At 62.0% G+C, this 23,992-nt stretch carries 28 protein-coding genes; 17 read left to right on the top strand and 11 right to left on the bottom strand.

The window, feature by feature from the left end; genetic code table 11:
• The first annotated feature begins 259 nt into the window (after positions 1–259).
• The 3 genes from NKJ55_RS24710 to NKJ55_RS24700 all read left to right on the top strand — a co-directional run bounded on the left by NKJ55_RS24710 (position 260) and on the right by NKJ55_RS24700 (position 2,378).
• Positions 260–1,195, top strand: coding sequence for an SLOG family protein (locus NKJ55_RS24710; protein ID WP_352452161.1), 936 nt, complete (start codon positions 260–262; stop codon positions 1,193–1,195).
• Positions 1,196–1,610: 415 nt separating this feature from the next.
• Entirely contained in the window at positions 1,611–1,853 is a 243-nt protein-coding gene (locus tag NKJ55_RS24705) for a hypothetical protein (protein ID WP_352452160.1), read from the top strand.
• 195 nt (positions 1,854–2,048) lie between these two features.
• Complete coding sequence (locus tag NKJ55_RS24700; RefSeq protein WP_352452159.1) at positions 2,049–2,378, top strand: DUF736 domain-containing protein; 330 nt, start codon at positions 2,049–2,051, stop codon at positions 2,376–2,378.
• Positions 2,379–2,570: 192 nt separating this feature from the next.
• Here the strand turns inward: NKJ55_RS24700 and NKJ55_RS24695 are convergent, their stop codons facing one another.
• Positions 2,571–2,786 (bottom strand): helix-turn-helix domain-containing protein, encoded by a 216-nt coding sequence (locus NKJ55_RS24695; protein ID WP_023674290.1) that lies wholly within the window; start codon positions 2,784–2,786, stop codon positions 2,571–2,573.
• A gap of 126 nt (positions 2,787–2,912) precedes the next feature.
• Here NKJ55_RS24695 and NKJ55_RS24690 point away from each other — a divergent pair, with 126 nt between their 5' ends.
• From NKJ55_RS24690 to NKJ55_RS24635, 12 genes are all read left to right on the top strand, one after another.
• A complete protein-coding gene (locus NKJ55_RS24690) occupies positions 2,913–3,191 on the top strand; it encodes a DNA -binding domain-containing protein (protein ID WP_023674289.1) in 279 nt (92 codons plus the stop codon).
• Positions 3,192–3,360: 169 nt separating this feature from the next.
• Positions 3,361–3,546, top strand: a complete 186-nt coding sequence (locus NKJ55_RS24685; protein WP_352452199.1) for a transcriptional regulator domain-containing protein — start codon at positions 3,361–3,363, stop codon at positions 3,544–3,546.
• Between the two features lie 46 nt (positions 3,547–3,592).
• Entirely contained in the window at positions 3,593–4,117 is a 525-nt protein-coding gene (locus NKJ55_RS24680; protein ID WP_352452158.1) for a DUF2285 domain-containing protein, read from the top strand.
• A gap of 114 nt (positions 4,118–4,231) precedes the next feature.
• The gene (locus NKJ55_RS24675) at positions 4,232–4,522 is read left to right on the top strand and encodes a helix-turn-helix transcriptional regulator (protein WP_023674287.1); all 291 of its coding nucleotides are present in this window, start codon (positions 4,232–4,234) and stop codon (positions 4,520–4,522) included.
• Between the two features lie 17 nt (positions 4,523–4,539).
• The gene (locus tag NKJ55_RS24670) at positions 4,540–4,971 is read left to right on the top strand and encodes a replication initiator protein A (protein WP_352452157.1); all 432 of its coding nucleotides are present in this window, start codon (positions 4,540–4,542) and stop codon (positions 4,969–4,971) included.
• Positions 4,968–5,528 (top strand): S26 family signal peptidase, encoded by a 561-nt coding sequence (locus NKJ55_RS24665; RefSeq protein WP_352452156.1) that lies wholly within the window; start codon positions 4,968–4,970, stop codon positions 5,526–5,528. Before NKJ55_RS24670 ends, NKJ55_RS24665 begins: the two co-directional genes overlap by 4 nt.
• Before the next feature lie 45 nt (positions 5,529–5,573).
• The gene (locus NKJ55_RS24660) at positions 5,574–5,900 is read left to right on the top strand and encodes a DUF736 domain-containing protein (RefSeq protein ID WP_023674284.1); all 327 of its coding nucleotides are present in this window, start codon (positions 5,574–5,576) and stop codon (positions 5,898–5,900) included.
• 262 nt (positions 5,901–6,162) lie between these two features.
• Positions 6,163–6,951 (top strand): lytic transglycosylase domain-containing protein, encoded by a 789-nt coding sequence (locus NKJ55_RS24655; RefSeq protein ID WP_352452155.1) that lies wholly within the window; start codon positions 6,163–6,165, stop codon positions 6,949–6,951.
• Positions 6,948–7,199 carry a hypothetical protein gene (locus NKJ55_RS24650; RefSeq protein ID WP_156937256.1) on the top strand — a complete coding sequence of 84 codons (252 nt, stop codon included), beginning with the start codon at positions 6,948–6,950 and terminating at the stop codon, positions 7,197–7,199. The genes NKJ55_RS24655 and NKJ55_RS24650 overlap by 4 nt, the downstream gene beginning before the upstream one ends.
• Positions 7,196–8,938: a relaxase/mobilization nuclease domain-containing protein gene (locus NKJ55_RS24645; RefSeq protein ID WP_352452154.1), complete on the top strand. Its 1,743-nt coding sequence runs from the start codon at positions 7,196–7,198 to the stop codon at positions 8,936–8,938. Before NKJ55_RS24650 ends, NKJ55_RS24645 begins: the two co-directional genes overlap by 4 nt.
• Before the next feature lie 448 nt (positions 8,939–9,386).
• A complete protein-coding gene (locus NKJ55_RS24640) occupies positions 9,387–9,647 on the top strand; it encodes a CopG family ribbon-helix-helix protein (RefSeq protein ID WP_352452153.1) in 261 nt (86 codons plus the stop codon).
• Positions 9,644–9,952, top strand: coding sequence for a type II toxin-antitoxin system RelE/ParE family toxin (locus NKJ55_RS24635; RefSeq protein WP_352452152.1), 309 nt, complete (start codon positions 9,644–9,646; stop codon positions 9,950–9,952). The genes NKJ55_RS24640 and NKJ55_RS24635 overlap by 4 nt, the downstream gene beginning before the upstream one ends.
• 188 nt (positions 9,953–10,140) lie before the next feature.
• Here NKJ55_RS24635 and NKJ55_RS24630 read toward each other — a convergent pair whose 3' ends face one another.
• The 10 genes from NKJ55_RS24630 to NKJ55_RS24585 form a co-directional block, all read right to left on the bottom strand.
• Positions 10,141–11,190, bottom strand: a complete 1,050-nt coding sequence (locus NKJ55_RS24630; RefSeq protein WP_352452151.1) for an L-idonate 5-dehydrogenase — start codon at positions 11,188–11,190, stop codon at positions 10,141–10,143.
• The gene (locus tag NKJ55_RS24625; protein WP_352452150.1) at positions 11,187–12,593 is read right to left on the bottom strand and encodes a TRAP transporter large permease; all 1,407 of its coding nucleotides are present in this window, start codon (positions 12,591–12,593) and stop codon (positions 11,187–11,189) included. The genes NKJ55_RS24630 and NKJ55_RS24625 overlap by 4 nt, the downstream gene beginning before the upstream one ends.
• A gap of 3 nt (positions 12,594–12,596) precedes the next feature.
• A complete protein-coding gene (locus tag NKJ55_RS24620; protein ID WP_352452149.1) occupies positions 12,597–13,169 on the bottom strand; it encodes a TRAP transporter small permease in 573 nt (190 codons plus the stop codon).
• Positions 13,170–13,265: 96 nt separating this feature from the next.
• Entirely contained in the window at positions 13,266–14,240 is a 975-nt protein-coding gene (locus tag NKJ55_RS24615) for a sialic acid TRAP transporter substrate-binding protein SiaP (protein ID WP_502894239.1), read from the bottom strand.
• A 51-nt stretch (positions 14,241–14,291) separates the two neighbouring features.
• Positions 14,292–15,011, bottom strand: coding sequence for a FadR/GntR family transcriptional regulator (locus tag NKJ55_RS24610; RefSeq protein ID WP_352452148.1), 720 nt, complete (start codon positions 15,009–15,011; stop codon positions 14,292–14,294).
• Positions 15,012–15,158: 147 nt separating this feature from the next.
• The gene (locus NKJ55_RS24605; RefSeq protein WP_352452147.1) at positions 15,159–16,064 is read right to left on the bottom strand and encodes a DMT family transporter; all 906 of its coding nucleotides are present in this window, start codon (positions 16,062–16,064) and stop codon (positions 15,159–15,161) included.
• Between the two features lie 88 nt (positions 16,065–16,152).
• Positions 16,153–18,753, bottom strand: a complete 2,601-nt coding sequence (locus tag NKJ55_RS24600) for a TRAP transporter permease (RefSeq protein WP_352452146.1) — start codon at positions 18,751–18,753, stop codon at positions 16,153–16,155.
• A gap of 57 nt (positions 18,754–18,810) precedes the next feature.
• A complete protein-coding gene (locus NKJ55_RS24595; RefSeq protein ID WP_352452198.1) occupies positions 18,811–19,764 on the bottom strand; it encodes a TAXI family TRAP transporter solute-binding subunit in 954 nt (317 codons plus the stop codon).
• A gap of 93 nt (positions 19,765–19,857) precedes the next feature.
• Positions 19,858–21,189: an aspartate aminotransferase family protein gene (locus tag NKJ55_RS24590; RefSeq protein ID WP_352452145.1), complete on the bottom strand. Its 1,332-nt coding sequence runs from the start codon at positions 21,187–21,189 to the stop codon at positions 19,858–19,860.
• Complete coding sequence (locus NKJ55_RS24585) at positions 21,186–22,091, bottom strand: MurR/RpiR family transcriptional regulator (RefSeq protein ID WP_352452143.1); 906 nt, start codon at positions 22,089–22,091, stop codon at positions 21,186–21,188. Before NKJ55_RS24585 ends, NKJ55_RS24590 begins: the two co-directional genes overlap by 4 nt.
• A 96-nt stretch (positions 22,092–22,187) precedes the next feature.
• Between NKJ55_RS24585 and NKJ55_RS24580 the strand changes: the two genes are divergently transcribed.
• Both NKJ55_RS24580 and NKJ55_RS24575 read left to right on the top strand, forming a co-directional pair.
• Entirely contained in the window at positions 22,188–23,036 is an 849-nt protein-coding gene (locus NKJ55_RS24580) for a beta-keto acid cleavage family enzyme (protein WP_352452142.1), read from the top strand.
• Between the two features lie 167 nt (positions 23,037–23,203).
• Positions 23,204–23,596 (top strand): GFA family protein, encoded by a 393-nt coding sequence (locus tag NKJ55_RS24575; RefSeq protein WP_352452141.1) that lies wholly within the window; start codon positions 23,204–23,206, stop codon positions 23,594–23,596.
• The last annotated feature ends 396 nt before the right edge of the window (positions 23,597–23,992 follow it).

Raw genomic sequence — 23,992 nt, 5'->3', positions numbered from 1 at the left:
TCGGAGAGAACCGCGCCTGCGGGCCTTCGAGAGGGCGATCGGCCAGCAAACGACCCGGACCCGCAATGTCTTCGGCCGACTATTTTCCGGCGCGCTCCCCAAGGGAGCGCTTTCCATCGCGAAGCAAAATAGCCGGCCTTCACCCTCCTCCGCTGACACTCCGGCCCTTCGCTTCGCTGCGGGTGCAGGTCCGTCCCGTCCGCCGGCTTCCGTCGCCATGAAGGCCGCGAGGGTCGCGGTCCAACCGGCGGAGCATCCAATGAGCGAGCATGACGACTACGAACCACAGCACTCGTCTTCACCCATCGACCACGTCCTCACCGAACTCCAGCTCTATGGCTACCGACCCTTCGCGGATGAGCCTGATCCTCGACCGCTTCCAGAGGGCCACTGCGTCGCCGGCGCGATCGCCGACATCTTCGACGCCCTCATCGTGGCACTGCAAGACACTCGCCTCGAGCCCGATCTCGACGATCTTCTGTGGTCGACCGTCAACATCTTTCACCGCGCCGCAGATCGGATCGAGCGCGAACTCGACCACAACGAGCAGGCGCAACGCCGCAGCCAGCGTGAGCAGGACGGCAGCGAAGTGAAATCCGTCGAGCTGGAACGCCTGACGGCCGAAGGGCAGACGCTGATCGAACGCCAAAGCGCCTTCGAACTGATGCGTGATCAGGCCGCGGATCACTACGAGCGCCACACCGGATCGAGTTGGCGACCGCGCAGCGGATCGATGGTCAACCACCGCAACATGACCTCTGCGCTGATCGACAGCCGCGACTTTCTCAGCGCCAAGAAACGCGCCTCGCAGGAAGTCCTTCTGCCACCTGGCCCGAAAATCGCCTTCACCGCTGGGCTCGACTTCAATGACCACCAGCTGATCTGGGCCAAGCTCGACCAGGTCCACGCCAGGCATCCCGACATGGTCTTGATGCATGGGAAATCGCCGAAGGGTGGCGAAAAGATCGCCTCCTGTTGGGCAGACCACCGCAAGGTACCCCAAATCGGCTTTGCCCCTGATTGGACAAAGCATGCCAAAGCCGCCCCGTTCAAGCGCAATGACGCAATGCTGGAGGTACTGCCAATAGGCGTCATCGTCTTTCCCGGGACCGGAATTCAGGACAATCTTGCAGACAAGGCAAAGAAGCTCGGCATCCCAGTCCTCGACTTCCGCCCCAAGGGAGGCGGCGCGTAAGCGCTGCCCGCCCCTACCTTTTTTCGATTGTACGATACGGCCGCGGTCGGGCAGCGCATACTGTATTTGCAGCTCGCTGGAGTGCTTGGCCCGGGATGCCGTATCTCCGGCTCCCGGCGCCGCCCGTCTTTTGCGATACTCAAGTCCGCGCGCTCTAGCAAAGGCGCGCGACGCCGTCACGCTTGCCGTCAACGTTTCAGCTGCGTCGCAGCTGGCATCACAGCTGCGAATAACGACGCCCGTTCAACCGAACAGGGCTGGATCTGGGCGAACTCACAGAACAACCGGCGTGGGCAGGATGCTTTTTTCTGACCGGCCGTCACATTGTTAGCGTTGTCGCTGACACGGCATCGCGCGACGCACAGTTCGAATCCACCACGGCGTGCCGTCTCGTTCCAAAGATAGCGGATATCCGGTGATGCACGTCAGCCGTGACTTTGACCATCACGTGCGTGTCTTAAGCGCGGTGCCGACAACAGCTTGCGACTTCGCGATGCCTGTACAGAGGAGCATCGACGCCGGTGATCGTCGTAGCCGGGATTTCGCCAGCGACGGTATCGCCAGGTTCTCCGTTGATGTCTCTATCTGGTGGGCCGCTCCAAACGGCCTCTTTAATGGGCTGATCTGGCCGAAGGTCGGCTGCGCCTCGATCGCCTAAGCCGCAATGGCGCCGATCGACTTTCTTCCCCTGCCGGCTGCGCCGTCATTCCTCGCCAAACAACAAAGTCGCTTGGCTGCCATCCTCCGCTGGCGCTGCGGTCGCAAGCGATGCGGCGTCGATCGCCTCCGGCCCGCCGATCGCCATCGAGGCCGCAATGGTGCGGGCTCGAAACAGAGTTCAAGGAGAAAACTCATGGCGATAATCGGAACCTTCAAGAGGACCGGCAACAACGAGTTCACCGGCGAAATCGTCACTCTCTCGCTCCAGACCAAGAACGTCCGGGTCGTGCCCGAGACCAACCGCTCTGGCGACAGCGCCCCCAGCCACCGTGTCTTCGTCGGGCGGGTCGAGATCGGCGCCGCATGGTCCAAGCGCTCCAATGACGGCCGCGACTATCTCGGCGTGAAGCTGGACGATCCGAGCTTCGCTGCTCCGATCTACGCCAACCTCTTCAACGATGAAGAAGGCGAAGGCTACAGCCTCATCTGGTCGCGCCCCAACGGCCGCCGCAACGCGGAGTAAGGCCCCGACCAAGGCTCCGCCCGGACGAACAGGGCGGGGCCGTCCTCCTTTTCACGACAAGATGAGCGCAGTCGCTGCGCAACCAGCTCCGTCGGACTTGGGGCGACTACCTGTCGTGTTCGCGACTGGAGACTTCATTCCTGCATGTTGCCTCGCCGATCATCGAAAATTCGCGGTGTTTCCCGCGTCAACTCACGGTGCCGATTTTCTGATCAACTCGCATGGGTCCACATTCAGCGCAGTTGCGATCCTCCCAAGAACACTGATGCTGGCCGAGACCCGAGCGCGCTCGATCGATCCGACGTAACGCATGCTCAGTCCAGAGCGGGCGGCCAGTTCCTCCTGCGTCACGTTCTGGTCATGGCGCAGACGACGCATGTTGGCCGCCATGATCTCCTTGAGATTCATGACGGATTAGGGACCAGAAAGGGAACTATCGTTCTAGGAATGATCGTTCCTATTCGCTATGATTGGTGCTCGATCTAAAGGACGGCTCCTTCGAGATCGCGATCGAAATATGAACGGTCAAATACCATGCTTAAACCGCTGCTCGATCCTGATGTCGCCGACATTGCGCCGGATGCCCCGGTCCTGACCGGCTATGACGAGGAGCGTCTGCTCACCTACATTCGCCTCCTTGACGCGGCAGCGGAAGATGCCGATTGGCGAGAGGTGGCCAGGATCGTCTTGCATATAGACCCGGAGCAGGAGCCGGAACGAGCGTTCCGGTCCTGGGAGACCCATCTTGCCCGCGCGCGATGGATGACGACCAGCGGCTACCGATATCTTCTCGCTGGCGGCGCTCCGCACTGACGCGGGCCGGCGCTCCACTTTGCTGAGTCAGCATAATGGTTTGCCGACTCTCCAACTATTCAACTTCCTTATCCGCCGGGAATGTTGATGCCGACGCCTCACATCCGGGTACGCGGAGAGGACAGGAACAGTGCAAGGCGATTGGACCGATCCGGCGGCGTATGCACACATGTGCAGCTACCAGGCTACGGAGTTCGCTGCCGAGTATCTGATCCGGAATGACGAATTCGTGGCAGAGTGCAGCCAGCTTGCATCGCAACTCGCTGGTTCTGGAGAACCTGCCGGTCAGCCCGATCTCGCCGCCCGTTGGGGCGCGCGATTTCAAAACTGCCGGTGCCGGACTTCCGAAAGCTGACAATATCATCTGGACGGAACAGGCCTCGCCGCGCGTGCTCCGGGTCATGCGGGTATCTGCATCCCATCAAACAGTTCGACCTTCCAGCCTTGCCGGAGCCAGCGTTTGGCCGCAGGACGAAGGCCTTCACATTATTTGGTCTACCTTAATTGGGAAAAGTCATCTCGTCGCTGATGACCGCGCAGGTGAATTCAACGCTATCCTTCTGCCGCTCGATGCTGCATTCGAGACGCGGCTCGATGCAGCGCGCCGGTTCTGGCGCGCACTGAACGGCCGGGCAGCCAGTCCATCTTACGGCGCGCTGCCGCAACAGACCAAGACCAGGCATATCCTCAATTTACGCGCACATGATGGTCACCGCACGGGTGCAACCTATCGTCAGCTCGCGGAGGTGCTGTTTTCGCAAGAGCCGATTGTGCCGCGAGATTGGCGTGATCATCACCTCCGCCACAAGGTCCGAGCTATCTTACGCCGTGCAGCTTTTTTAGTCGCCGGCGGCTATCGCGATCTTCTCTTCTACCCCCACAACCGCAGCGAAAAGTCCGGCCGCCGAAGTCCTTCTTCGGGGTAGCAAAAACGCGCCCCCCAATCTTTGCCCTCCCTCGCCTTTCCTCATTTCGATCATGGTCCACTTCGCGCGTCCCGGCAGGCCAGGACGACAGCAGAACCGAATGGAGATCGAGCGATGTCGAAGGGTCCCGCGGACGCGCCCCAAAAGTATTTGCGCACGAAGGAGGCAGCACCCATCGTCGGGCTCTGCGCCCGCACACTCGAAAAGCACCGGACCTACGGCACCGGCCCAAAATACCGAAAGGTCGGCGGGCGCGTTCTCTACGACATCAACGACCTGCACGCCTGGATAGAGCTGGGCGCACGCACCTCCACCAGCGATGCCAACGCGACCTATGTTCCGCCGGCAAAACCCCATGCAGCCCGCGCGCCCGCCTATGTCGGCAGGCGCGACCGCAGCTCCTGATCTGTGGCGCACCGAAAATGCAGTATCGCGAGACCGTTCAGCAGCAATTTGCGCTGCCTCATGTCCCCTCATCCGGCTTCCCTCCACCCGGCACGCGGGACGTCGTGGCGTGGCAGCTCGTCTTGTTGGTGAAATCCCGCCACCTGACACCGATCCACTCTCATGCGCGCGAAGAATCGACCTGCGTTGAGGCGGCAGGTGTGCACGGCATGGCAACGATTTGGAACGCTACCATCCTGGTCTGGGCTGCGTCGCAAACCATCCACGCGCAAGCCAGGAGATTGCAACCGCGCCGCCTGGTAGCGGCGAAACAGCAGCAAACCCTGACCTTCATGTCGCCGCGTAAACGGCGGCACGTCCACAGCCGGATAGCCGCACGCGAGCAGCCGAGTCCATACACGGCCAAGCGTCGTAAAACTTGCCTGCTGCGCCCCGGGATCGGGTCATGAGCAAGCGCACAAAGATCATCGCCACGATGGTTGGCGGCGTAGTGCTCGCCGCGGCGCCGGCATGGATTAGCCATCCGCCGCTGTCCATCTGGAATGCATCGGCGAGCATCCCCGTCGGGCTCTATCGCGTCCAGCCGGCCGACAAAATCGGTATTGCCAATATCGCCGTCATCATGCCGCCCGAGCCATTGGCGGCCTTCATGGCAAGACGCGGGTATCTGCCGAAAAATGTGCCGCTCCTGAAGCGTATTTTGGCACTCGGGGGCGCAACCGTCTGTCGCCAAGGCACAACCATCATCGTCAACGGCAAGACGTATGGACATGCGCGCGAGCGTGACAGGCGCGGTCGAGCCCTGCCCATCTGGCAGGGCTGCCGCGACATTGCCGAGGCCGACGTCTTCCTTATGAACCCGGGTGCAGCCGACAGTTTTGACAGCCGCTATTTCGGCCCGCTCCCGCTCTCATCGATCGTTGGCCGTGCGGTTCCCGTCTGGACCACGGAGCGCACCACTCCGGTGCTGGATATCACCAACGATCCCCTTGCTAGCGAGCCGTGACGGCTCGGCTCGGCGCGCACTAACACCCATGAAAGGAGCACTGCAATGACCCAGATCGGAACCTTCACGCGCAATGATGACGGCTTCTTCGGCAATCTCTCCACGCTAACAATCGAGGCGAAGATTGCCATTCTGCCTGCCGAGAAATCCAAAACCGAAAACGCGCCCGACCATCTGATCTATTGCGAAGGGATGGCGGTCGGTGCGGCTTGGGACCGCGCCGGAGACAAGGCTGGGGATTACCTCTCCGTCTCAATTGACGACCCGTCCTTTACGCAGCCGATCCGCGCCAAGCTGTTCCGGTCCGATGCAGAGAACAGCGTCTGGAGCCTGCACTGGAACCGATCATCGAAGCGCGACGGGCGAGGCTGAACAGATGCTTCTGGAGCCCTTCGACGAATCTTTCTCGGCAACCCTTTTGATCCATTGCGCGCCGGTCAAACCCTTCGACCCGACCGCCCGCGACGCAGCCCAGAGGGGGCCTGACACTTGCTTGTGGTTGCGGACGCCGATTTCATCACAGTTTTGGCAAAGCCGGTTCGATCGGCGAGCCCCTGCCCTTAACGGAAGCGAACACCGTCGCAGGCTGGCGGCGCATCGGTTCTGCGGTCTGCGGGATGCAGCCCACAGAGGCATGACGACGTTTGCCGCATGTGTCATGCTTGGCTTCGTGGCGCCCGAAACTGGTGCAGCGGCTTCCTCTCATGGTGAACGGCCGGCGCACTCCGAGTCGACGATCTTGTCGGCTGGCCCGTGGTCGCGGCATATTCGAGAAGCGTCAAAACGCTTCGCCATTCCAGAGCGGTTGCTGCGCGGCGTCATGCATGTTGAGAGCGTCGGCGATGTTCGTGCGCTTTCAAGCAAGGGCGCAATGGGCTTGATGCAGATCATGCCGGCGACGTGGGAAGAACTGCGCATCAAATACCGTCTCGGTGACGATCCCTATCAACCGCGTGACAACATTCTTGCAGGTGCAGCATATCTTCGCGAAATGCTCGACAGCTTCGGGCGCAGCGGCTTTCTTGCCGCTTACAATGCCGGTCCTGGTCGGTACACCGAACATCTCTTAACCGGCCGTCCGCTGCCACGCGAGACGGTCGACTACGTCAGGAAACTCGCGCCGCTGCTCGATGGTGCAGTTCTCAGTCCGCGGCGCGCGCGGCAAGGAAGGGGCAGAGCCAGCTCGCTCCGTGCAACGATCTTTGCGCATCCCCATGACATTCGGAACGCCACTGCATCGGATGGCAATGGTTATGGCGAGACGATCTTTGCGGCGATTCATTCGTCCGCAATGGGGTCGCCAATGGGCAATCCTGTTGCGGACCTGACCGCGATCGAGCCACGGCCGAGTGAAACCGATTTCCAATCGAACCACGCTGTTTCCGGCCTATTCGCTCAACCCTCTTTAGCCATATCGCGATGATCGCCACGTTCCTCCTCAATTGCATTCCGGCCTGTTCCGTCGCGGAAATTGCGGCGGAAGGGTTGGCTGTGGATGAGAACAGAGAGATTGGCAGGATAAAGGGCCGCGAGGTGCGGCTCGGTTCGGCCGATTGTTTTCCTTACGATTTTCGTCTCATTTCGCAATGTGCTGGCACAATCAGCGATGTGCGCTATTCCCAATTTTTCAGTCTTTCAATGGAAACCGCACCTCGTGGCCGTCTAGCATGAAGCGTGACGATAGCTTTCGCGTCCGCCCCGGTCGCATCCGCTCCCGCGCCGGCCAGCGCGCACGACCCTTCATCTTCCAGGCTCTTGCGGCCACACAGCGCGCCGGCGGGCACCTTACACGCGAGGGTCGGATCACCTCCCCGCGAGCTTCAACGTTTGGCCGCGGCAGGTCAGCGAGCATCCGCGCCAGTCGCCTCATCTCTGACAGCTCACGCGGCGCCGTCGTCAAGACCCGTGTGGTACGGCAGTTCAGAGGGTCTGCGCCACTCGCCACCCATCTCAAATATCTTCGCCGCGAAGGTGTTACACGTGACGGTGAGAAGGCGAGGATGTTCGGTCCCGACACCAAAGATGCAGATCATGACGCCTTCTGCGACCGCTGCAAGGATGATCGGCATCACTTCCGTTTCATCGTTTCGCCGGAGGATGCAATGGAGCTCGGCGACCTCAAGAACTTCGCTTGTGACCTGATGGTCGACATGGAGCGCGACCTCGGCACGAAGCTCGACTGGATAGCCGTCGATCACTGGAACACCGAACATCCGCACGTTCACATCCTCGTTCGCGGCGTTGCCGACGATGGCGAGAGCCTTGTCATCTCGCGCGACTACATCCGCCAGGGCATGCGCGATCGGGCGAGCGACATTCTCACCCAGACGCTTGGGCTCCGCACGGACCTCGACATCCGCCAGGCCATCGAGCACCAGGTCGACACTGAGCGCTGGACGCAGCTCGATCGCCAGCTTGTTCGTGACGCCGACCGTCATGGTATCATTGATCTCGCGCCACACCCTGATCGCCGGCCCGACGAGTTCCTGGGGCTAAAAGTCGGCCGGCTGCGGCAACTGGAAAGCCTGGGCCTCGCGAACGAGATCCGTCCCGGCCAGTGGATGGTGGTCGAAGAGGCCGAGGCCACTTTGCGCACCCTCGGTGAACGCGGCGACATCATCAAGCGCATGCACCGCAGCCTCACTGTGCATGGGCTAGAAAAAGGGACGGCCGACTATGTGCTGGCCGCCGAAAAGATTGATGCGCCCGTGATCGGCCGACTGCTCGAAGGCGGCCTTGATGACGAACGGCGCGGCGCGGCCTATGCCATCGTCGATGGCATTGATGGACGCACGCACCACATTCGCTTCCATGACCCTGATGCGGCCGGAGACTCCGACCCGGGCTCGGTCGTGGAGTTGTGCCGCGATGCGAGTGCAAATGGCGGTGGCCGGGTCACGCTCGCGGTCCGCTCCGACCTCTCAATCGAACAGCAGGTCCATGCTTCCGGCGCGACTTGGCTCGATCGCCAACTCGTTGCACGCGAGCCTGCCGAATTCGGTGACGGCGGCTTTGGCAGGGACGTAAGACAGGCACTGCAAGATCGGGTCGACCACCTTGTCAGCCGCGATCTGGCCAGGCGCGAGGGACAGCGCGTCATTCTTGTGCGCAATCTGATCGATACTCTACACGATCATGAGGTGGAATCGCTCGGTGCCCGCCTCGCCGCCGAGACGGGCCTCTCATTCACGAAGGCTGCCAACGGCGATCATGTGGCTGGGATTTACCGGCGGCGTTTCTCGCTGGCTTCAGGCCGGCTCGCGATGATCGACAATGGGCTCGAATTCAAGCTCGTGCCCTGGTCGCCGTCGCTCGAAAAGCGATTGGGTAATCAAGTCATCGGGGTCGTGTGCTCGGATACGGGGGGCGTGGATTGGAACCTGGGAAAGAAGCGCGGCATCGGGCTATGAAGGTTACAGGCGTATGCTCTGATGCTGGGAAGCCAGCACGGTCGCACATTCTATTTGTACCCGCACAGTGAAGCGCCGATTGCCTGGCAAAAAACAGGGACTTTGCGCATCCTCGATTCAGTCTGGCGCCCGCGATCGCGGCACTGGCGCTGTTTGCCTTCGTCTATCATTGGAACAGCTATCTGTGGCCGCTGACAGTTTTGCAGGGCAATGCAGAGGATTATCCGATCGTCATTAGCCTCAGCCGCCTGCTCAGCTACAACAGAGGCGCCCTCAATACAGGACTTGTCATGGCCGGCGCCACGCTCGCCGTGCTGCCGCCATTGATGCTCTTCGCCTTCCTGCAGCGCTTCTTCGTGGATTCGATCGTCGGCTCGGCGGTCAAGGGATAATGGACCAGCGCGGCGCTCTGTGCTAAGGTGTACACAGATCAACACAGGACACCGCTATGGCCGCTAGCACCACTATGACAATTCGCGTCAGTCCCGATGTAAAGGAAAAGCTCGACCGGATCGCAACCGACACCCGGCGTAGCAAGTCGTTCCTCGCAGGTGAAGCCGTCGCAGCGTATGTCGATCGCGAGCTTGAAATCATTGAAGGTATCAAGCGCGGCCTTGCTGATGTCGAAGCTGGGCGCATCGTGTCTCATGATAAGGCTATGGCAGAAATTTATGCTGCGATTGATGCCGGCACGGGCCGCAAGGTGTGACGCGAGCCGTTCAGTGGTCTCGCGGTGAGCTGGACGACATCAAGGAACAGATCGCCTATATCTCGCAGGATAATCCGCGCGCTGCGCGCCTGGTAGCAGACCGGATTCTGGACGCAGGGGCCGCGCTTGGGGAAATGGCAACCGGGCGACCCGGCCGTGTATCCGGCACCTATGAAAAGCCTGTGAGTCGCCTGCCCTACATCATCGCTTATGCCGTGACCGCCAAGGGCGGCCGGGAAAGCATTTCAATTTTGGGGGGGATCCACGCAGCGCGCGGTTGGCAGGACGAGGAATGGCCGAACTGAGCGAAATCTCGCGACGAAGGGGCTTTAATCGCGAGCGGATTTGCTGCCAACAATTTTGACAGCAAGCTGCCGGGTATTGCTCCCGAGTTTAACCGGAGACCTGGGTGGGAGCATATACGTCGAGCACGTTCTGAGTTTCGTCCGTTCGCAATGAGTTATGGCTACTAACGATCTGGCAAAACCACGATTCAGTCGGCGGTCAGCACGACCTTGACACTCTGTGAACGGTCGGCGGCAAGACGGAACGCGTCTGGGGCGGCGGAAAGCGTGCGCTCCGCCGTCACCAGCTTGAGGACATCCACCTCCCCCGAAACGATGAGATCGACCGCCCGGCCGAACTCCGTGCCGAAGCGGAAGGTGCCTTTGAGGTCGATCTCCTTGGCCATCACCGCATTGGCAGGCAGCGGGATCTGGCCACCGGGAAGATTGCCGACCTGGACCACCGTGCCGCCGCGCCGGACACTGGCGATCGCCGCGGCAAGGCCGGCGGCAGTGCCTGAAATCTCGAACGCCACATCAAGCGAACCGCCGGCAGCAAGCGCCTGGAGCTCGGCGTCGCCGCTGGAAAGGTCGATCGTCCTGTCGGCGCCAAGCCGGCGGGCGAAGGCGAGCGGAGCGGCGGCGATATCGGCGACCGTAAGCTCAGCGCAGCCGGCAAGCCTGGCCGCGAGCATGGCCAAGAGACCGATGGGGCCGGCACCGAACAGGATGACGTTGCGGCCCCTGATGTCGCCCGCCCGCGCGATGGCGTGCAGGCTGACCGCCAGCGGCTCGGCAAGTGCGGCCGCCTGGTAGGCCACATCAAATGGAACCTTGAAACATTGCGCGGGCGTGGCGTCGAACAGGCTGGCGAAGCCGCCCTGCATATGCGGCGTCTTCGATGCCGAACCCATGAAATAGATGTTTTCGCAGAGATTGGCGCGGCCTTCCAGGCATCGCGCGCAATGCCCGCACCAGCGCGACGGATTGACCGCGACGTGGTCGCCGACGCCCAGACCGGGCGCGGCGCCGTTGATCTCGACGATTTCGCCTGAGATTTCGTGGCCGAGGACAAGCGGCGAAGTGACGACGAAGTCGCCGGTACGGGCATGGCGGAAATAATGCAGGTCGGAGCCGCAGATGCCCCCTGCCCCAAAGCGCACCCGCACCATACCTGGTGCCAGCGGTTCAAGCGGACGCTCCACGACGCGCAGGTCCTGCGGGCCGAACAGCGTCGCGGCAATCACCTGGCCGCTCACCGGATCAAGCCCATCTCGGTCGGCAGCCAAAGCGTGATGGCGGGTATGAAGGTGATCAGAAGCAGCGCCACGATAAGCGGCACCAGCCACGGCAGGATCGCCATGGTGGTGCGTTCGACCGAGAGTTTGGCGACGCGCGACAGCACAAAGAGCACCATGCCGAGCGGCGGGTGCAAAAGCCCAATCATCAGGTTGAGCGTCATGATCAGACCGAAATGCACCGGGTTGATGCCGTAGACGGCGGCGACCGGCAGCAGGATCGGCACCAGAATGGTGATCGCGGCGATCGTATCGAGGAAGCAGCCGACCACCAGCATCAGGATGTTGACCAGGATCAGGAAGACCCACTTGTTTTCGGTGAGCGCGAAAATGAAGTTCGAAAACAGCTGTGCTGCCTGGCTGACGGTGAGCAGCCAGGCGAAGATCGATGCGGCGGTAACGATGAACAGCACCGAGGCGGTCGTTTCGATCGTGTCGAAGCTGGCCTTGGCAAGCAAACGCAGCGTCATCGTGCGGTAGCGCACCAGCCCGAGGAAAAGCGACCAGATCACGGCCGCCATCGCCGCCTCGGTCGGCGTGAACCAGCCCATCGTCATGCCGCCAATCAGGATGACCGGCGTCATCAGCGCCATGACCGCGGAGAAATCGAAATACCAGTCCGCCGCGATCAGCACCAGCAGCGCGATGCCGACCGCGATGTTGATCGACAGGCCAAGCTGCACAAGCACGTAACAGCCAATCGGAAAGGCAGCCACCACCAGCACCTCGCCCGCCGCTTCGGCCAGCCGCCGAAGCTCGAAAGGCGTGTCGGAACCCCAGCCGCGACTGTAGGCAAAGATGGCAACCGTAATCATCATCAGCACGGTCATGACCACGCCGGGCAGGATGCCGGCCATGAACAGGGCACCGATCGAGACATTGGCCATCATGCCGTAGATGACGAAGGGCAGCGAGGGCGGAAAGATCGGCCCGAGCGTGGCGGAAGCGGCGGTGACGCCAACCGCGGCGTCGATGGGATAGCCGTGGTCCTTCATCGCCTTGATCTCGATGGTGCCGATACCGGCGGCGTCGGCGAGCGCGGTGCCCGACATGCCGGAAAAGATCACCGATCCGATGATGTTGACCTGCGCCAGGCCGCCCTTCATCCAGCCGACCAGGGCAAGGGCAAAGGAATAGATGCGCCCGGTGACGCCGGCGATGTTCATGAGGTTGCCGGCCAGAATGAAGAAGGGCACGGCGAGCAGTGGAAAGCTCTCCACCCCGGCGATCATGCGCTGGGCCGCGATGATATCGGGCGCGACGCCGTAGATGACGAGGTATAGGATCGACGCGGCCGCCATCGAAACGGCGACCGGCACGCCGATGAGCATCAGGACAAGAAAGCCCCCGACCAGAAGCAGCATCGCTCAGACCCCCGCCGTCTCGAACGCACCAGGACGCTCGAGCACCGAATAGCCGCGCCGGTAATTGCCGATGAAGACCTGGATCGAGCGCAGAAGCATCAGCACGAACCCGGCCAGTACGGCGTAGAAGAACCAGCGCCGCGGCAGGTTGACGGTGACCATGCGCTCATGCGCCACGATCGTGACGTAGCGCCACATCAGCCATGTTCCGTAGGCGAAGAATGCGATGCGGACAATATCGACGGCGAGCGCCAGCCAGCGGCCGACACGCTCCGGCAGATAGTGGTAAAGCACGTCGACATGGATATGGCGCGAAAGGCGCACGCACATGGCGGCACCGAGAAAGACAACGACGACAAGCGCGTTGATGGCGATCTCCTCGGTCCAGGCAAAGCTGTTGTTCAGCGCATAGCGGGTGAAGAACTGCAGGAAGACACAGACGACCATGCCCCAGAACACGGCAAGCGTGACCCAATCCTCGATACCGTGGTCCGACAGGTCGACGTCGACCGGCACCTCCTCGAAGGCGTGCGCGATCTCTTCGACGGTGATCTTGGTGTGGTGTTCCTCGGCCATTGGCGCGGGCTCCCGAAGCTGGTGGGTCGTCAAGGATTGGAAAGGAATCCGATTGCCGCCCTATTCTCTTGGTTGAGCATCCGATTTCCCGATGCCCTACTTGATGGCGCGGATCGCTTCCCAATCGGCCTTGTTGTAGCCGAACTCCTCGAAGGTGACCTTCTCCAGCACATTCTTCTCGAAGTCGGCACGGTCGACATCGGTTACGGTGATGCCGCGGTCCTTGAATACCTGCACCAGTTCCTTTTCGCGGGCGACGATCTTCGCCGTGGCGCGGGCGGCGGCCTCCTGCATCACCTCGGTGAAGATCTTCTTGTCCTCGTCGGAAAGCGAGGCCCAGCGCGACGCCGATATGATGGTGTTGAGATGATCGACGATATGGCCAGTCAGCACGATGTTCTTCTGCACCTCGTAGAATTTCTTCGCCTCGATGGTGGTCAGCGGGTTCTCCTGGGCCTCGACCGTGCCGTTCTGCAGGGCCAGGTAGACCTCAGCGAAGGCGATCGGCGCGGTGTTGGCGCCGCAGGCACGCGGCATGGCCAGATAGGCGGGCACGTCGGGAACGCGCATCTTCAGGCCCTGCATGTCGGAGCATTTGGCGATCGGACGGTTCGAGGTGGTCTGCCGCGTCCCGTAATAGGTGGTGGCGACGATATGATTGCCGGTCTTGTCCTCATAGCCCTTGGTCAGGGCCTTGTAGACGTCGCTCTTGGTGTATTTCAGCAGATGGTCGGCATCGCGGAAAGTGTATGGGAAATAGGTGACGCCGATCGGTGGATATTCGCGCGCCGCGAAGCTCGATCCGGAAATGATGATATCGACGGTGCCGAGCATCAGGCCCTGGTTGATGTCTGCTTCCTTGCCAAGCTGCGAGGCCGGATAGACGTCGATGGCGTAGCGGCCCTGGGTGCGCTTCTTGATCTCGTCGGCAGCCCACACGGATTCGGTGTGGAAGGGCTCCGTCGTCTCGTAGACATGTGCCCATTTCAGGACCGTTTCCGCCGAGGCCGACGCCATGGGTATGGCAATTGCGGCGATCGCACCGAGCAGAACTGCGTATTTTCTCAGCATCTAATTCCTCCCTGGTTGAACTTGACGGCCGGATCTCCCCCCGGCCAACTGCTATTCCGCAACCTCCTTGGCTGCGGCTCTCTCATCGAAATTGCGTGAGAATCTGATTTGCGACTGGCGCAGATGCTGCTGCATGGCGGCCTTGGCCCGCTCGGGGTCGCGCGCGGCAATTGCATCGCGCACGGCACGATGTTCCTTTGCCGCGACCTGCCAGGAATCGCTGGTCTCGAAATAGATCGACAGGCGTTCGAAGTACGGGTTCATGCGCTGGTCGAAAAGCTCGCCGATGAAGCGCACCAGCACCGCGTTCTCGAGAATGCCGGCGACAGCGGTGTGGAATTCCCGGTCGAGCGCAATGGTCATCTTGTTGGGGTGGCGCATGGCCTCCATCCGGCGCAGCACGTCGTCGAGCCGTTCGATATCTGCAGGCCGGACATGGAGGGCCGCTTCGGCGGCGATCGCGCCTTCGACGAATTCGCGCGCGCGCAACAGCTCGAACGGGCCTTCCTCGACTTCGGGTTCGGAGGCGGCGGCGCTCGGCGGATCGGTGACGTAGATACCCGAGCCGACGCGGATGCGTATGCGGCCTTCGACCTCCAGCGCTATCAGCGCTTCACGGACTGTCGGGCGGGAAATTCCGAGCTGATCGGCCAGATCCCGCTCGGTTGGCAGGCGGTCGCCGACGGAAAACTCGCCGGCATCGATCAGCTGCCTGAGCTGATCGGCGACCTGTCGGTAAAGCCGGCGTGGTTCAACGGCCTGGATCGGCATGCGCGTTTAGTTCCCTCCCGGGCCAACCCTGGTACATTGGTCTGACCCATTGACCGCAGCTTAGACAGAGCATGCGGAGAGTCAAGCTCGATAGAACCGCGGCCCGCACAACCGGAACGCGGCGGCATTGCGCAAGCATTCCATGCGTCAGCGCCGTCCTCCGCGAATGACCAGGACGTTCCCGGCGGCGACGAGGACGAGCCCGATGATCGCGTACGCAGTCCAGGCATAGCCTTCCAGCGCCGTGGAGATCAAAAGCGCAAAGACGGGAAATATGACGGTCGCATAGCCGGCGCGGGCGCCGCCAATGCGTCCGAGCAGCGTCAGGTAGGCGGCGAAAGCCACGACGGTCGATATGACGGCGAGGAAGACCAGCGAGCCGATATAAGAGGCCGTCGTCGCGAACACGAACGGCTCACCAAGCAGGAAGGCCAGGAACGTCGACCACAGAGTGCCATAAAGCATGCCCCAGGCGCTCGTTGAAACGAGCGGCAGGCCGCGGCGCTGGTTTGCGACGGAGACGAGATTGCCGGCGCAGAAGCTCAGCGTGCCGCAGAGGCACAGAAGAAGGCCCACCAACGTGCCGCCGGAAAGCCCGTTGGCGGCGATTTCGGGAAAGAACATCAGCGCTATTCCGGCGAAGCCGATGAGGCCGCCGGCGAGAATGCGCGGCGCCGGGCGCTCGCCGATGACCAAGGCACCGAGCAGCATGTTGATTACCGAGGCGAGCGAGAAGACGACCGAGAGCAAGCCGCTGACGAGATAGCCGGCGCCATAATAGAAAAACAGGAAGTTCGACGAGAAGATGAGGATGCCGAGCACTGCAAAGCGCAGATGATCGGTGATCGAAAAGCGGAGACGCCGGCCGGAAAAACCTGCCCAGGCAAACATCAGCAGCGTGGCGATGGCGAAGCGCCAAACCAGATTGACCTCGTTCGACACGCCGCTGCCGACCTGAAGCTCGATCGCGAACCACGATGCGCTCCAGGCAATGACCGTCAGCGCGTAAAGCCCGTAGTCGACGGGTTCGAAGGGGCGGTCGCGCGTCGGCATGCGCATTTCCGCGTTAGCCGGCTCCGGGGCGTCGTTTGGTTCTCTTGCTACCGACATGCTGGCCAAGACGCTTCCGCTCACAAGACGTTTACAGACCAACCGTCCGCCTTCGCCGCTTCTGGCCCCAGACGACGAGACCGAGCAACAGCAGAGCCGGAATGGCGAACCAATAGCGCGACGTCCGTTCCGCCGGGACTAGCACCTGGTTGATTTCGTCGCCGGGCTGCAGGCCGAATTTGGCCGCCTGGCTGCCCAGTCGCACGACGCCGACCGTCACGCTATCGCCAAGCGCACTGACGTCCAGGCCCGCAGCCTTCAGTCGTTCGGCCGATGAATTTGCAGGCCCGAGCTGCAGCCGAACCAGCTTCGATATCTCATCGCCGTTGAGGTTCAGTGTCGTCAGGCGCAAGCGAACCGCGCCTCCCTCGGCCGTCTCGTCGACGATACGGCTGAGTTCGGTGGCGGGTACTGCCCGATACGGTTCACTCACCTGATCGAGCAACAATCCTGGCCTGAACAAGATGAAACAGGCCACAAGCAACGCAATCGTCTCGTACCAGCGGTTGCGCACGAGCATCCAATTCTGCGTCGCTGCTACAAACGAGACCATGGCCAGCGTCGATGTCACCACCATCGCGACGAAATCGAACGGACCTTCGAGATCGATCATCAGCAGTCCGGTGTTGAAGATGAAGATGAACGGCAGCAGGCCGGTACGGATCTCGTACTTGAAGCCCTGAATGCCGGTCTTCACCGGATCGGCGCCGGAAATTGCCGCAGCAGCATAAGCCGCCAGGCCCACTGGCGGCGTCACGTCCGCCATCAGCCCGAAATAGAAAACGAACATGTGGACGGCGACCAGCGGCACGGCAAGATCGTTCTGCGCCGCCAAATCGACGATGACCGGCGCCATCAAGGTGGCGACGACGACATAGCTTGCAGTGGTCGGCATGCCCATGCCGAGAATGATGCAGATCACCGCGGTGAACAAAAGCATGACGATGAAGCTGCCGCCCGAGATGAATTCGACCAGCTCGGTCATTACCAGCCCGATGCCCGTGAGCAGAACCGTTCCGACGATGATGCCGGCCGTCGCAGTGGCAATGCCGACCGTCGTCATGTTGCGTGCGGCGGTGGACAGGCCACCGACCAGATCGTCGAAACCGTGAAGCCAATGCTGCGCCAGCGCTCGGTCCTTGCGGAAAAAGGCGGTGAGCGGCCGCTGCGTGACGATCAGCGCCATAAGGGCGACAGCGCCCCAGAATGCCGACAGGCCGGGCGACAACTCCTCCACCATCAGGCACCAGATCAGCAGGATCACAGGCAGCAGAAAATGCAGGCCGGTGCGCGCCGTCTCGCCGAAGTGGGGAATCCTGACGATCTCGCCCTCCAGATCCTCCAGCGGCAGGTCGGGATAACGCGCCCGGTAGGCGACAAGGCCGATGTAAACGGCGATCAGCGCGGCAGTGATCATCCAGGTCGCGGCCGCGCCGAAAACGATCTTCGTCCAGCCAATGCCGTAATAGACAACCCCTGCGAGGACGATGAAGCCGCATATGCCCATCAGCCCGCGCAGCGCACCCTGAAATGCGGAGTGCGTGCTGCGTGACGGCAGGCCCTTCATCCCCGTCTTCATCGCTTCGATATCGACGATGTAGAACAACGAGCCGTAGGTTAGCAGCGCCGGATAGAAGGCGTGCTTGACCACCTCGGCATAGGAGATGCCGACATATTCCGCGATCAGGAACGCGGCGGCGCCCATCACCGGAGGCATCAGCTGACCATTGACGCCGGCCGCGCATTCGATGGCGCCGGCCTTCACCGCAGAATATCCGACGCGACGCATCAGCGGGATGGTGAAGGTTCCGGTGGTCACGACATTGGCGATCGACGACCCGGAAATCATGCCGGTCAGGCCGGAAGCGACGACACCGGCCTTGGCCGGACCGCCGCGGTATTTGCCGAGCAGCGAGAAGGCAAGCTGGATGAAAAAGCCGCCGGCGCCGGCGCGCTCCAGCAATGTTCCGAACAGAACGAACATGAAGACGACGTTGGTGGACACACCGAGGGCAACACCGAAGACCCCCTCCGACGTCAGCCACATCTGCGAGGCTGCGCGCGATAACGTCGCGCCCTTGTGGCCGAGCAGGCCAGGTAGGTGAGGCCCGGCGAAGATATAGATCAGCATGATCGCCGCGATGACGGTGATGGCAGGCCCGACGGCGCGACGGGCGGCCTCGAGCAGGATGAGGACGCCGGCGATCGAGACGATCAGGTCAGCCGTAGTAGGAAGGCCCGGCCGATGGGCGATATCGCTGTAAAAGACCAACAGATAGAGGGCGGACGCCGCCCCGGCGATGCCTAGCACCCAGTCGGGCAGCGGCACCCGGCTGCGCGACGAGGTCTTGAAGGCCGGAAACGTCAGCATCGCCAGAAACAGGGCGAAGGCCAGATGGATGGAGCGGGCGATGCCGTCGCTGACGACACCAAAATTGAGCATGAACGGAAGGGGCGAGGCATACCAGAGCTGGAACAGCGACCATGCCAGCGATACGCCGAGGATCAGCTTCGCGGTGCGGCCGGTCGGCTTGCGCCCACCGGTGTCGGCCTCGGCGACGATCTCGCTAAGCTTGTCAATGTCGATAACGGGTTGGTCAGGCCCTGCCGCCCGCTGGCTTTGATCTGTCATCGTTCCCTACAATTATTTTGCGATGCGAGGCGCCTGTGGCGCCTCGCATTGAAGGCCTCAGAGCCAGCCCTTCTCCTTGTAATAGCGCTCCGCGCCCGGATGCATTGGCGCCGACAGACCGGTCTTGACCATCTCCTTGGGATCGAGATTGGCGAAAGCCGGATGCAGTTTCTTGAAGTCGTCGAAATTTTCGAAGACCGACTTCACCAGTTCGTAGACCACCTCATCGGGCGTGCTGGCATTCGTCACCACTGTCGCGCGGACGCCGAATGTCGTCACGTCGTCCGGATTGTTGGCGTACATGCCGCCCTTGATGGTGGCGACTGAATAGTACGGATGAGCTGCCAACAGCGCGTCCACTGCCGGACCGGTCAGCGGGATGAGTTTGGCGCCACAGGCCGTGGTCGGATCCTGGATCGCGGCGGAAGGATGACCGACGCCGTAGAAGAAACCGTCGATCTTGTTGTCGCACAGCGCGCTGCCCTGCTCGTCCGCCTTCAGCTCCGCGGCAAGCGAGAAATCGCCGAGCGTCCAGCCCATCTGCTTGAGCAACTCCTCCATGGACGAGCGGGTGCCTGACCCGGGATTGCCGACGTTGAAGCGTTTGCCTTTGAAATCCTCGAATTTGGTGACGCCGGCGTCCGGCCGCGCTAGCACGGTAAACGGCTCGGGATGGACGGAGAACACGGCCCGCAGATCCTTGAACGGCTTGCCGTCGAAATTTCCGGTCCCCTCATGGGCCTGGTACTGGACGTCCGATTGGGTCAAGCCGAAATCGAGGTCGCCGGTCTGGATGGAGTTGACGTTGAAGACCGAACCGCCGGTCGACTCCGTCGAGCATCGGATGCCGGTTTTCTGCCGGTCCTTGTTCATCAGTCGGCAAATGGCGCCGCCGACGGCGTAGTAGACGCCGGTGACCCCGCCGGTGCCGACCGTGACGAAGCGCTGCTCGGCTCCGACGGATGGCAGCGCCAGCAGCATGCAGGCCGCCGCGCCGATCAGGGTTTTCATTGAACTGTACATGGTTGCTACCTCTCTGGTGGGTGTCCCGGCCCGTCGCCGATGACGCGTTGGAACTGGTTGAGGCGGTCCGCGTCGTGCGGGTCAGGCCGCTGAAGCGATCGCAGCGTCGATCGCCTCACCGAGCCGTTCGACGATCCGATCGATATCCTGTTTGGAAATGATGAATGGCGGCGCCACAAGCACATGAACGCCCCGCACACCATCAATCGTCCCGGCCATCGGATAAATCATCAGGCCGCGGGCCATTGCTTCGCGCTTGATGCGGGCGTTGAGTTCAAGCCTCTGGTCGAATGGTTCCTTGCTGGCGCGATCAACCACCAGCTCGATTCCCCTAAATAGACCCCGCCCGCGAATGTCGCCGACGTGATGGTGGTTATCGAAGCGTTGGTGCAGGCGTTCGTCCAGCTGCGCGCCCATTGCGCTGACGTTGTCGAGCAGACCGTCACGCCGGATGACCTCCTGCACGGCAAGGCCGGCCGCCGCTGCCATTGGATGGCCCATATAGGTATGCCCATGCTGGAAGAAGCCCGAGCCTTGGGCAAAGGCATCGAAGATATGCCGGCCGAGCAGCACCGCGCCAATCGGCTGGTAGCCACCGCCGAGCCCCTTGGCGATGGTCAGCAGGTCGGGAGCGATGCCGTCCTGCTCGCACGCATGCAGCGTGCCGGTACGGCCCATGCCGCACATCACCTCGTCGAGAATGAGCAGCACGCCGTAGCGGTCGCAAATCGCGCGAATGTGCTTGAAGTAGTCCGCGACCGGCGGCACCGCGCCGAGCGTGGCACCCACCACCGGCTCGGCGACAAAGGCGATGACCTCGTCCGGGCCGAGTTCTAGGATCTTGTCTTCGAGCTGCTGGGCGGCGCGCGCCGCATAGGCTTCGTCGCTTTCGCCATGCTTTTGATAGCGATAGGCGTAACAGGGGTCGATATGGTGGGTCTCGATCAGCAACGGCCTGAACTGGGCGCGCCGCCATTCGTTGCCGCCGGTGGCAAGAGCGCCGAGCGTATTGCCGTGATAGCTCTGCCGGCGTGCGATGAGATGGCGCCGTTGCGGCTCGCCCTTCTCGACAAAATATTGCCTGGCCATCTTGAGCGCGGCCTCGACCGCCTCCGAGCCGCTGCTGACTAGATAGACGTGGTCCAAGCCTTTCGGCGCGTCCTCGACCAGCCGATCCGCCAAGCGCTCCGCCACCTCGGTGGTGAAGAAGCTGGTGTGGGCGTAGGCGATGCGTTCAAGCTGGGCGTGCAGTGCAGCGATCACGTCGGGATGGCCGTGGCCGAGACAGGACACGGCGGCGCCGCCCGACGCGTCGATATAGGACTTGCCCTCGGCATCGAACAGTTCGATGCCTTGGCCGCGAATGGCGACCGGCAGCGTCGAGTGGATGGTTCGATGAAGAATGTGTGTCATCGACGGTCCCTCATGGGCATTTTCTTCGGCGGACGTTGGTTCAGATGGGTCTTGAGAGCGGCGCCCTGCTCATCGAAACGTCGCAGCGACTCAACGGCGCCCTCGCCTGCCTGCCCTGCGACAAGAGCACCGAGGATCTCAGCAACGATGAAAGCTGGCGTCATAGTATGGAAAAAGGACGGGCTGCCCGTCGGCACGACCACTAGGTGATCGGCAAGCAGCGCCAAGGGCGCTACCCCGCTGTCGGTGATCGCAATGACCGGTACGCCGCGGCCGGCAGCGTACTCGACAAGTTCGATGGTGAAGCGCGTGTAGGGCAGGACGCTGGCGGCGATCAGCACGTCGTCCTTGGTCGCATGGGCCAGAGCGTCGCCATCGGTTCCGCCGATGCCGTGCAGCAACACCGACTTCTCGCCGATCAGCGACAGGATGTAATGCAGATGCCAGGCGACTGCGTGGCTCGAGCGCAGGCCGAGGCAATAGACGCGCCTTGCCGCACTCAGCGCCCTGGCCGTCTCGACCAGACGGTCGATCGACCTGCCTTCGGCGAGATGGGAAAGCTGGCTGGAAATCGAATCCAGAATATCGGCCGCCAGCGCGTGGTCGCCCTTGAGCTTTTGGCTGGCCACCTGAAGGCCCGCCTTGCCGGCGAAACCGATTTCGCCGTCCCGGATCGCGGCGGCGTAAATATCGCGTACGGTCTCGTAGCCATCAAGGCCGAGATGCTGGGCCAGCCGCGTCATCGTCGCCGGCTGCACTCCTGCGTGCCGGGCCTGCTCGCGCATAGACAACAGCGCGACATCATACGGCTTATCAAGGACATAGCGCGCAGCGGACCGAAGCTGCGCCGACATGCCGTCGAAGGCAGTGACGATCTGTCCAGCAAGCTCTCCCTGGTCCATGGATATTGCTAGCTCGCCAGACCAGCGATTGCAACGTCTGTTTCAGTGTGATCAAAGGTTGATTCATATGAATCTTGTCACTCACAGAACGTCCCCATGAAGCCGGCCCATGGTCTCGACCGCATCGCCATAGCCGTCGCCCCGAACGGGGGACGTCGCAGCAAGGCCGACCATCCGGCGATTCCGCTGACACCAGCCGAACTTGCGAGGACGGCCGCGGAATGCGCCGATGCCGGTGCGGCTATGATCCACGTCCATGTCCGCGACAGAAGCGGCAATCATCTGCTCAACGCCGACGCCTACCGCCCGACGATCGCCGCCATCCGCGGTGCTGCCGGCGACCGCTTGATAATTCAGATCACCTCCGAAGCGCTCGGTATCTATTCGCCGGCCCAACAGATGGCCGTCGTACAAGATGTGAAGCCGCAAGCTGTCTCGCTGGCGCTTCGCGAAATCGTTCCTGATGCCGGATCGGAACTCGCCTTTGTGCGCTTCATGGCCTGGCTGCACACCGAGAGGGTTGCGCCGCAGATCATCCTCTATTCGCCCGAGGAGGCCGTCAGGCTTTCGGACATGCAGCAGCGCGGACTGATCCCCTGGGCAAGCATACCGGTTCTCTACGTGCTGGGCCGCTACACGCCGGGACAGACATCCGTACCTGCCGATCTCCTGCCGTTCTTAGCGGCGAACATGCCGCGCTTCGACCATTGGAGCGTCTGCGCCTTCGGCCGCAACGAAGCGGCGTGCGTGACCGCCGCCGCGTTGCTTGGCGGCCATGTCCGGGTCGGCTTCGAAAACAATCTTTTCCTTCCGGACGGCAGCATAGCCTCGTCCAACGCCGAACTGGTAGCGACCGTCGCACGCATACTCGCCGACTGCGGCGTCAAGATCGCCTCGGCCGCCGAGTTGGCGGCTCAATGGAACGCGCCGTTTCGTTCCATATGACAAACCAAAGCCTATTTTCGGCGGCAAGCTCGCGCAAGGCATAGAGAGGCGGCTGCAATGTCGTCGCCACGGAAGAACGACGTGTCCCCGCCCGCGGCGCGGCGATTGCAACAACAGTGCCGGTCGTTGTAACCATTCCGGCCGCTTGATTTTGGAGGAGACGCAGCATGGACCGATTCACCGGCGGTTGCCTGTGCGGCAACGTCCGAATTGTCGCGTCAGGGCGCCCATACCGGGTCGGCCTTTGTCACTGTCTTGACTGCCGCAAGCATCATGGCGCCCTTTTTCACGCTTCCGCGATTTTTCCTGAGGATGCGGTGACGATCGACGGCGAAACACGCGACTACGCCGGGCGGTTTTTCTGTCCCCGCTGCGGCTCCTCCGTTTTCGGACGCACCGCAGACGAAATCGAAGTAAACCTGGGGTCCCTGGATGCGCCTGACCAACTGATGCCAACCTACGAAAGCTGGATCATCCGACGCGAGTCCTGGTTGCCGCCGTTTCCGCTCACCAGACGATACGAGCGCGATCGTGACGCCACGGGTCGCTTTGAGGAATAGGTCGCACCAACCGTGCCGAGGAGGCAACGACATCAGAACACGGAGTTTCAGAGGCGCATTCGTGAGCGCCTAAGGCGACCCATGACAGCCAAGGCGCCGTACCTTAGAGGAGGATCGCAGGGGATGGGATTCATCGTCGCGATCCTGACGCAGGCTTTGTACAGAGCGCCGCGTTCAATGCTGGCCGTTTAGGAGGTCACGCTGGAAGATCGGCCTTGCGGAAGCCATCAACGAAATGCCCAGGCAGCGCAGCGTCGTGGAATGGCTCTGTCGTGGTCCAGTGGCCCGCCGCCTCGAAACGATGATCACAGGCTAGAGCGGTTCCTGATTTGACGGAATCGAAGGGGATTCCGGATCAGTCGGTTTTGTGATTCAAGATGCTGGCTGGAGTGGAGG

Origin of the sequence: Mesorhizobium sp. M0106 (genome assembly GCF_040322715.1) — a bacterium.
GTDB lineage: Bacteria > Pseudomonadota > Alphaproteobacteria > Rhizobiales > Rhizobiaceae > Mesorhizobium.
This window is presented reverse-complemented; position numbering and strand designations above follow the sequence as displayed.

Bases quoted from the DNA above. Each gene is read 5' to 3' on its own strand.
- NKJ55_RS24640 (WP_352452153.1), top strand. From the start codon at position 9,387: ATGGCCGCTAGCACCACTATGACAATTCGCGTCAGTCCCGATGTAAAG.
- NKJ55_RS24645 (WP_352452154.1), top strand. From the start codon at position 7,196: ATGAAGCGTGACGATAGCTTTCGCGTCCGCCCCGGTCGCATCCGCTCC.
- NKJ55_RS24655 (WP_352452155.1), top strand. From the start codon at position 6,163: ATGACGACGTTTGCCGCATGTGTCATGCTTGGCTTCGTGGCGCCCGAA.
- NKJ55_RS24650 (WP_156937256.1), top strand. From the start codon at position 6,948: ATGATCGCCACGTTCCTCCTCAATTGCATTCCGGCCTGTTCCGTCGCG.
- NKJ55_RS24590 (WP_352452145.1), bottom strand. From the start codon at position 21,189: ATGACACACATTCTTCATCGAACCATCCACTCGACGCTGCCGGTCGCC.
- NKJ55_RS24580 (WP_352452142.1), top strand. From the start codon at position 22,188: ATGAAGCCGGCCCATGGTCTCGACCGCATCGCCATAGCCGTCGCCCCG.
- NKJ55_RS24595 (WP_352452198.1), bottom strand. From the start codon at position 19,764: ATGAAAACCCTGATCGGCGCGGCGGCCTGCATGCTGCTGGCGCTGCCA.
- NKJ55_RS24665 (WP_352452156.1), top strand. From the start codon at position 4,968: ATGAGCAAGCGCACAAAGATCATCGCCACGATGGTTGGCGGCGTAGTG.
- NKJ55_RS24585 (WP_352452143.1), bottom strand. From the start codon at position 22,091: ATGGACCAGGGAGAGCTTGCTGGACAGATCGTCACTGCCTTCGACGGC.
- NKJ55_RS24675 (WP_023674287.1), top strand. From the start codon at position 4,232: ATGTCGAAGGGTCCCGCGGACGCGCCCCAAAAGTATTTGCGCACGAAG.
- NKJ55_RS24575 (WP_352452141.1), top strand. From the start codon at position 23,204: ATGGACCGATTCACCGGCGGTTGCCTGTGCGGCAACGTCCGAATTGTC.
- NKJ55_RS24610 (WP_352452148.1), bottom strand. From the start codon at position 15,011: ATGCCGATCCAGGCCGTTGAACCACGCCGGCTTTACCGACAGGTCGCC.
- NKJ55_RS24685 (WP_352452199.1), top strand. From the start codon at position 3,361: ATGTGCAGCTACCAGGCTACGGAGTTCGCTGCCGAGTATCTGATCCGG.
- NKJ55_RS24680 (WP_352452158.1), top strand. From the start codon at position 3,593: ATGCGGGTATCTGCATCCCATCAAACAGTTCGACCTTCCAGCCTTGCC.
- NKJ55_RS24660 (WP_023674284.1), top strand. From the start codon at position 5,574: ATGACCCAGATCGGAACCTTCACGCGCAATGATGACGGCTTCTTCGGC.
- NKJ55_RS24710 (WP_352452161.1), top strand. From the start codon at position 260: ATGAGCGAGCATGACGACTACGAACCACAGCACTCGTCTTCACCCATC.
- NKJ55_RS24700 (WP_352452159.1), top strand. From the start codon at position 2,049: ATGGCGATAATCGGAACCTTCAAGAGGACCGGCAACAACGAGTTCACC.
- NKJ55_RS24620 (WP_352452149.1), bottom strand. From the start codon at position 13,169: ATGGCCGAGGAACACCACACCAAGATCACCGTCGAAGAGATCGCGCAC.
- NKJ55_RS24690 (WP_023674289.1), top strand. From the start codon at position 2,913: ATGCTTAAACCGCTGCTCGATCCTGATGTCGCCGACATTGCGCCGGAT.
- NKJ55_RS24600 (WP_352452146.1), bottom strand. From the start codon at position 18,753: ATGACAGATCAAAGCCAGCGGGCGGCAGGGCCTGACCAACCCGTTATC.
- NKJ55_RS24695 (WP_023674290.1), bottom strand. From the start codon at position 2,786: ATGAATCTCAAGGAGATCATGGCGGCCAACATGCGTCGTCTGCGCCAT.
- NKJ55_RS24605 (WP_352452147.1), bottom strand. From the start codon at position 16,064: ATGCCGACGCGCGACCGCCCCTTCGAACCCGTCGACTACGGGCTTTAC.
- NKJ55_RS24670 (WP_352452157.1), top strand. From the start codon at position 4,540: ATGCAGTATCGCGAGACCGTTCAGCAGCAATTTGCGCTGCCTCATGTC.
- NKJ55_RS24615 (WP_502894239.1), bottom strand. From the start codon at position 14,240: ATGCTGAGAAAATACGCAGTTCTGCTCGGTGCGATCGCCGCAATTGCC.
- NKJ55_RS24625 (WP_352452150.1), bottom strand. From the start codon at position 12,593: ATGCTGCTTCTGGTCGGGGGCTTTCTTGTCCTGATGCTCATCGGCGTG.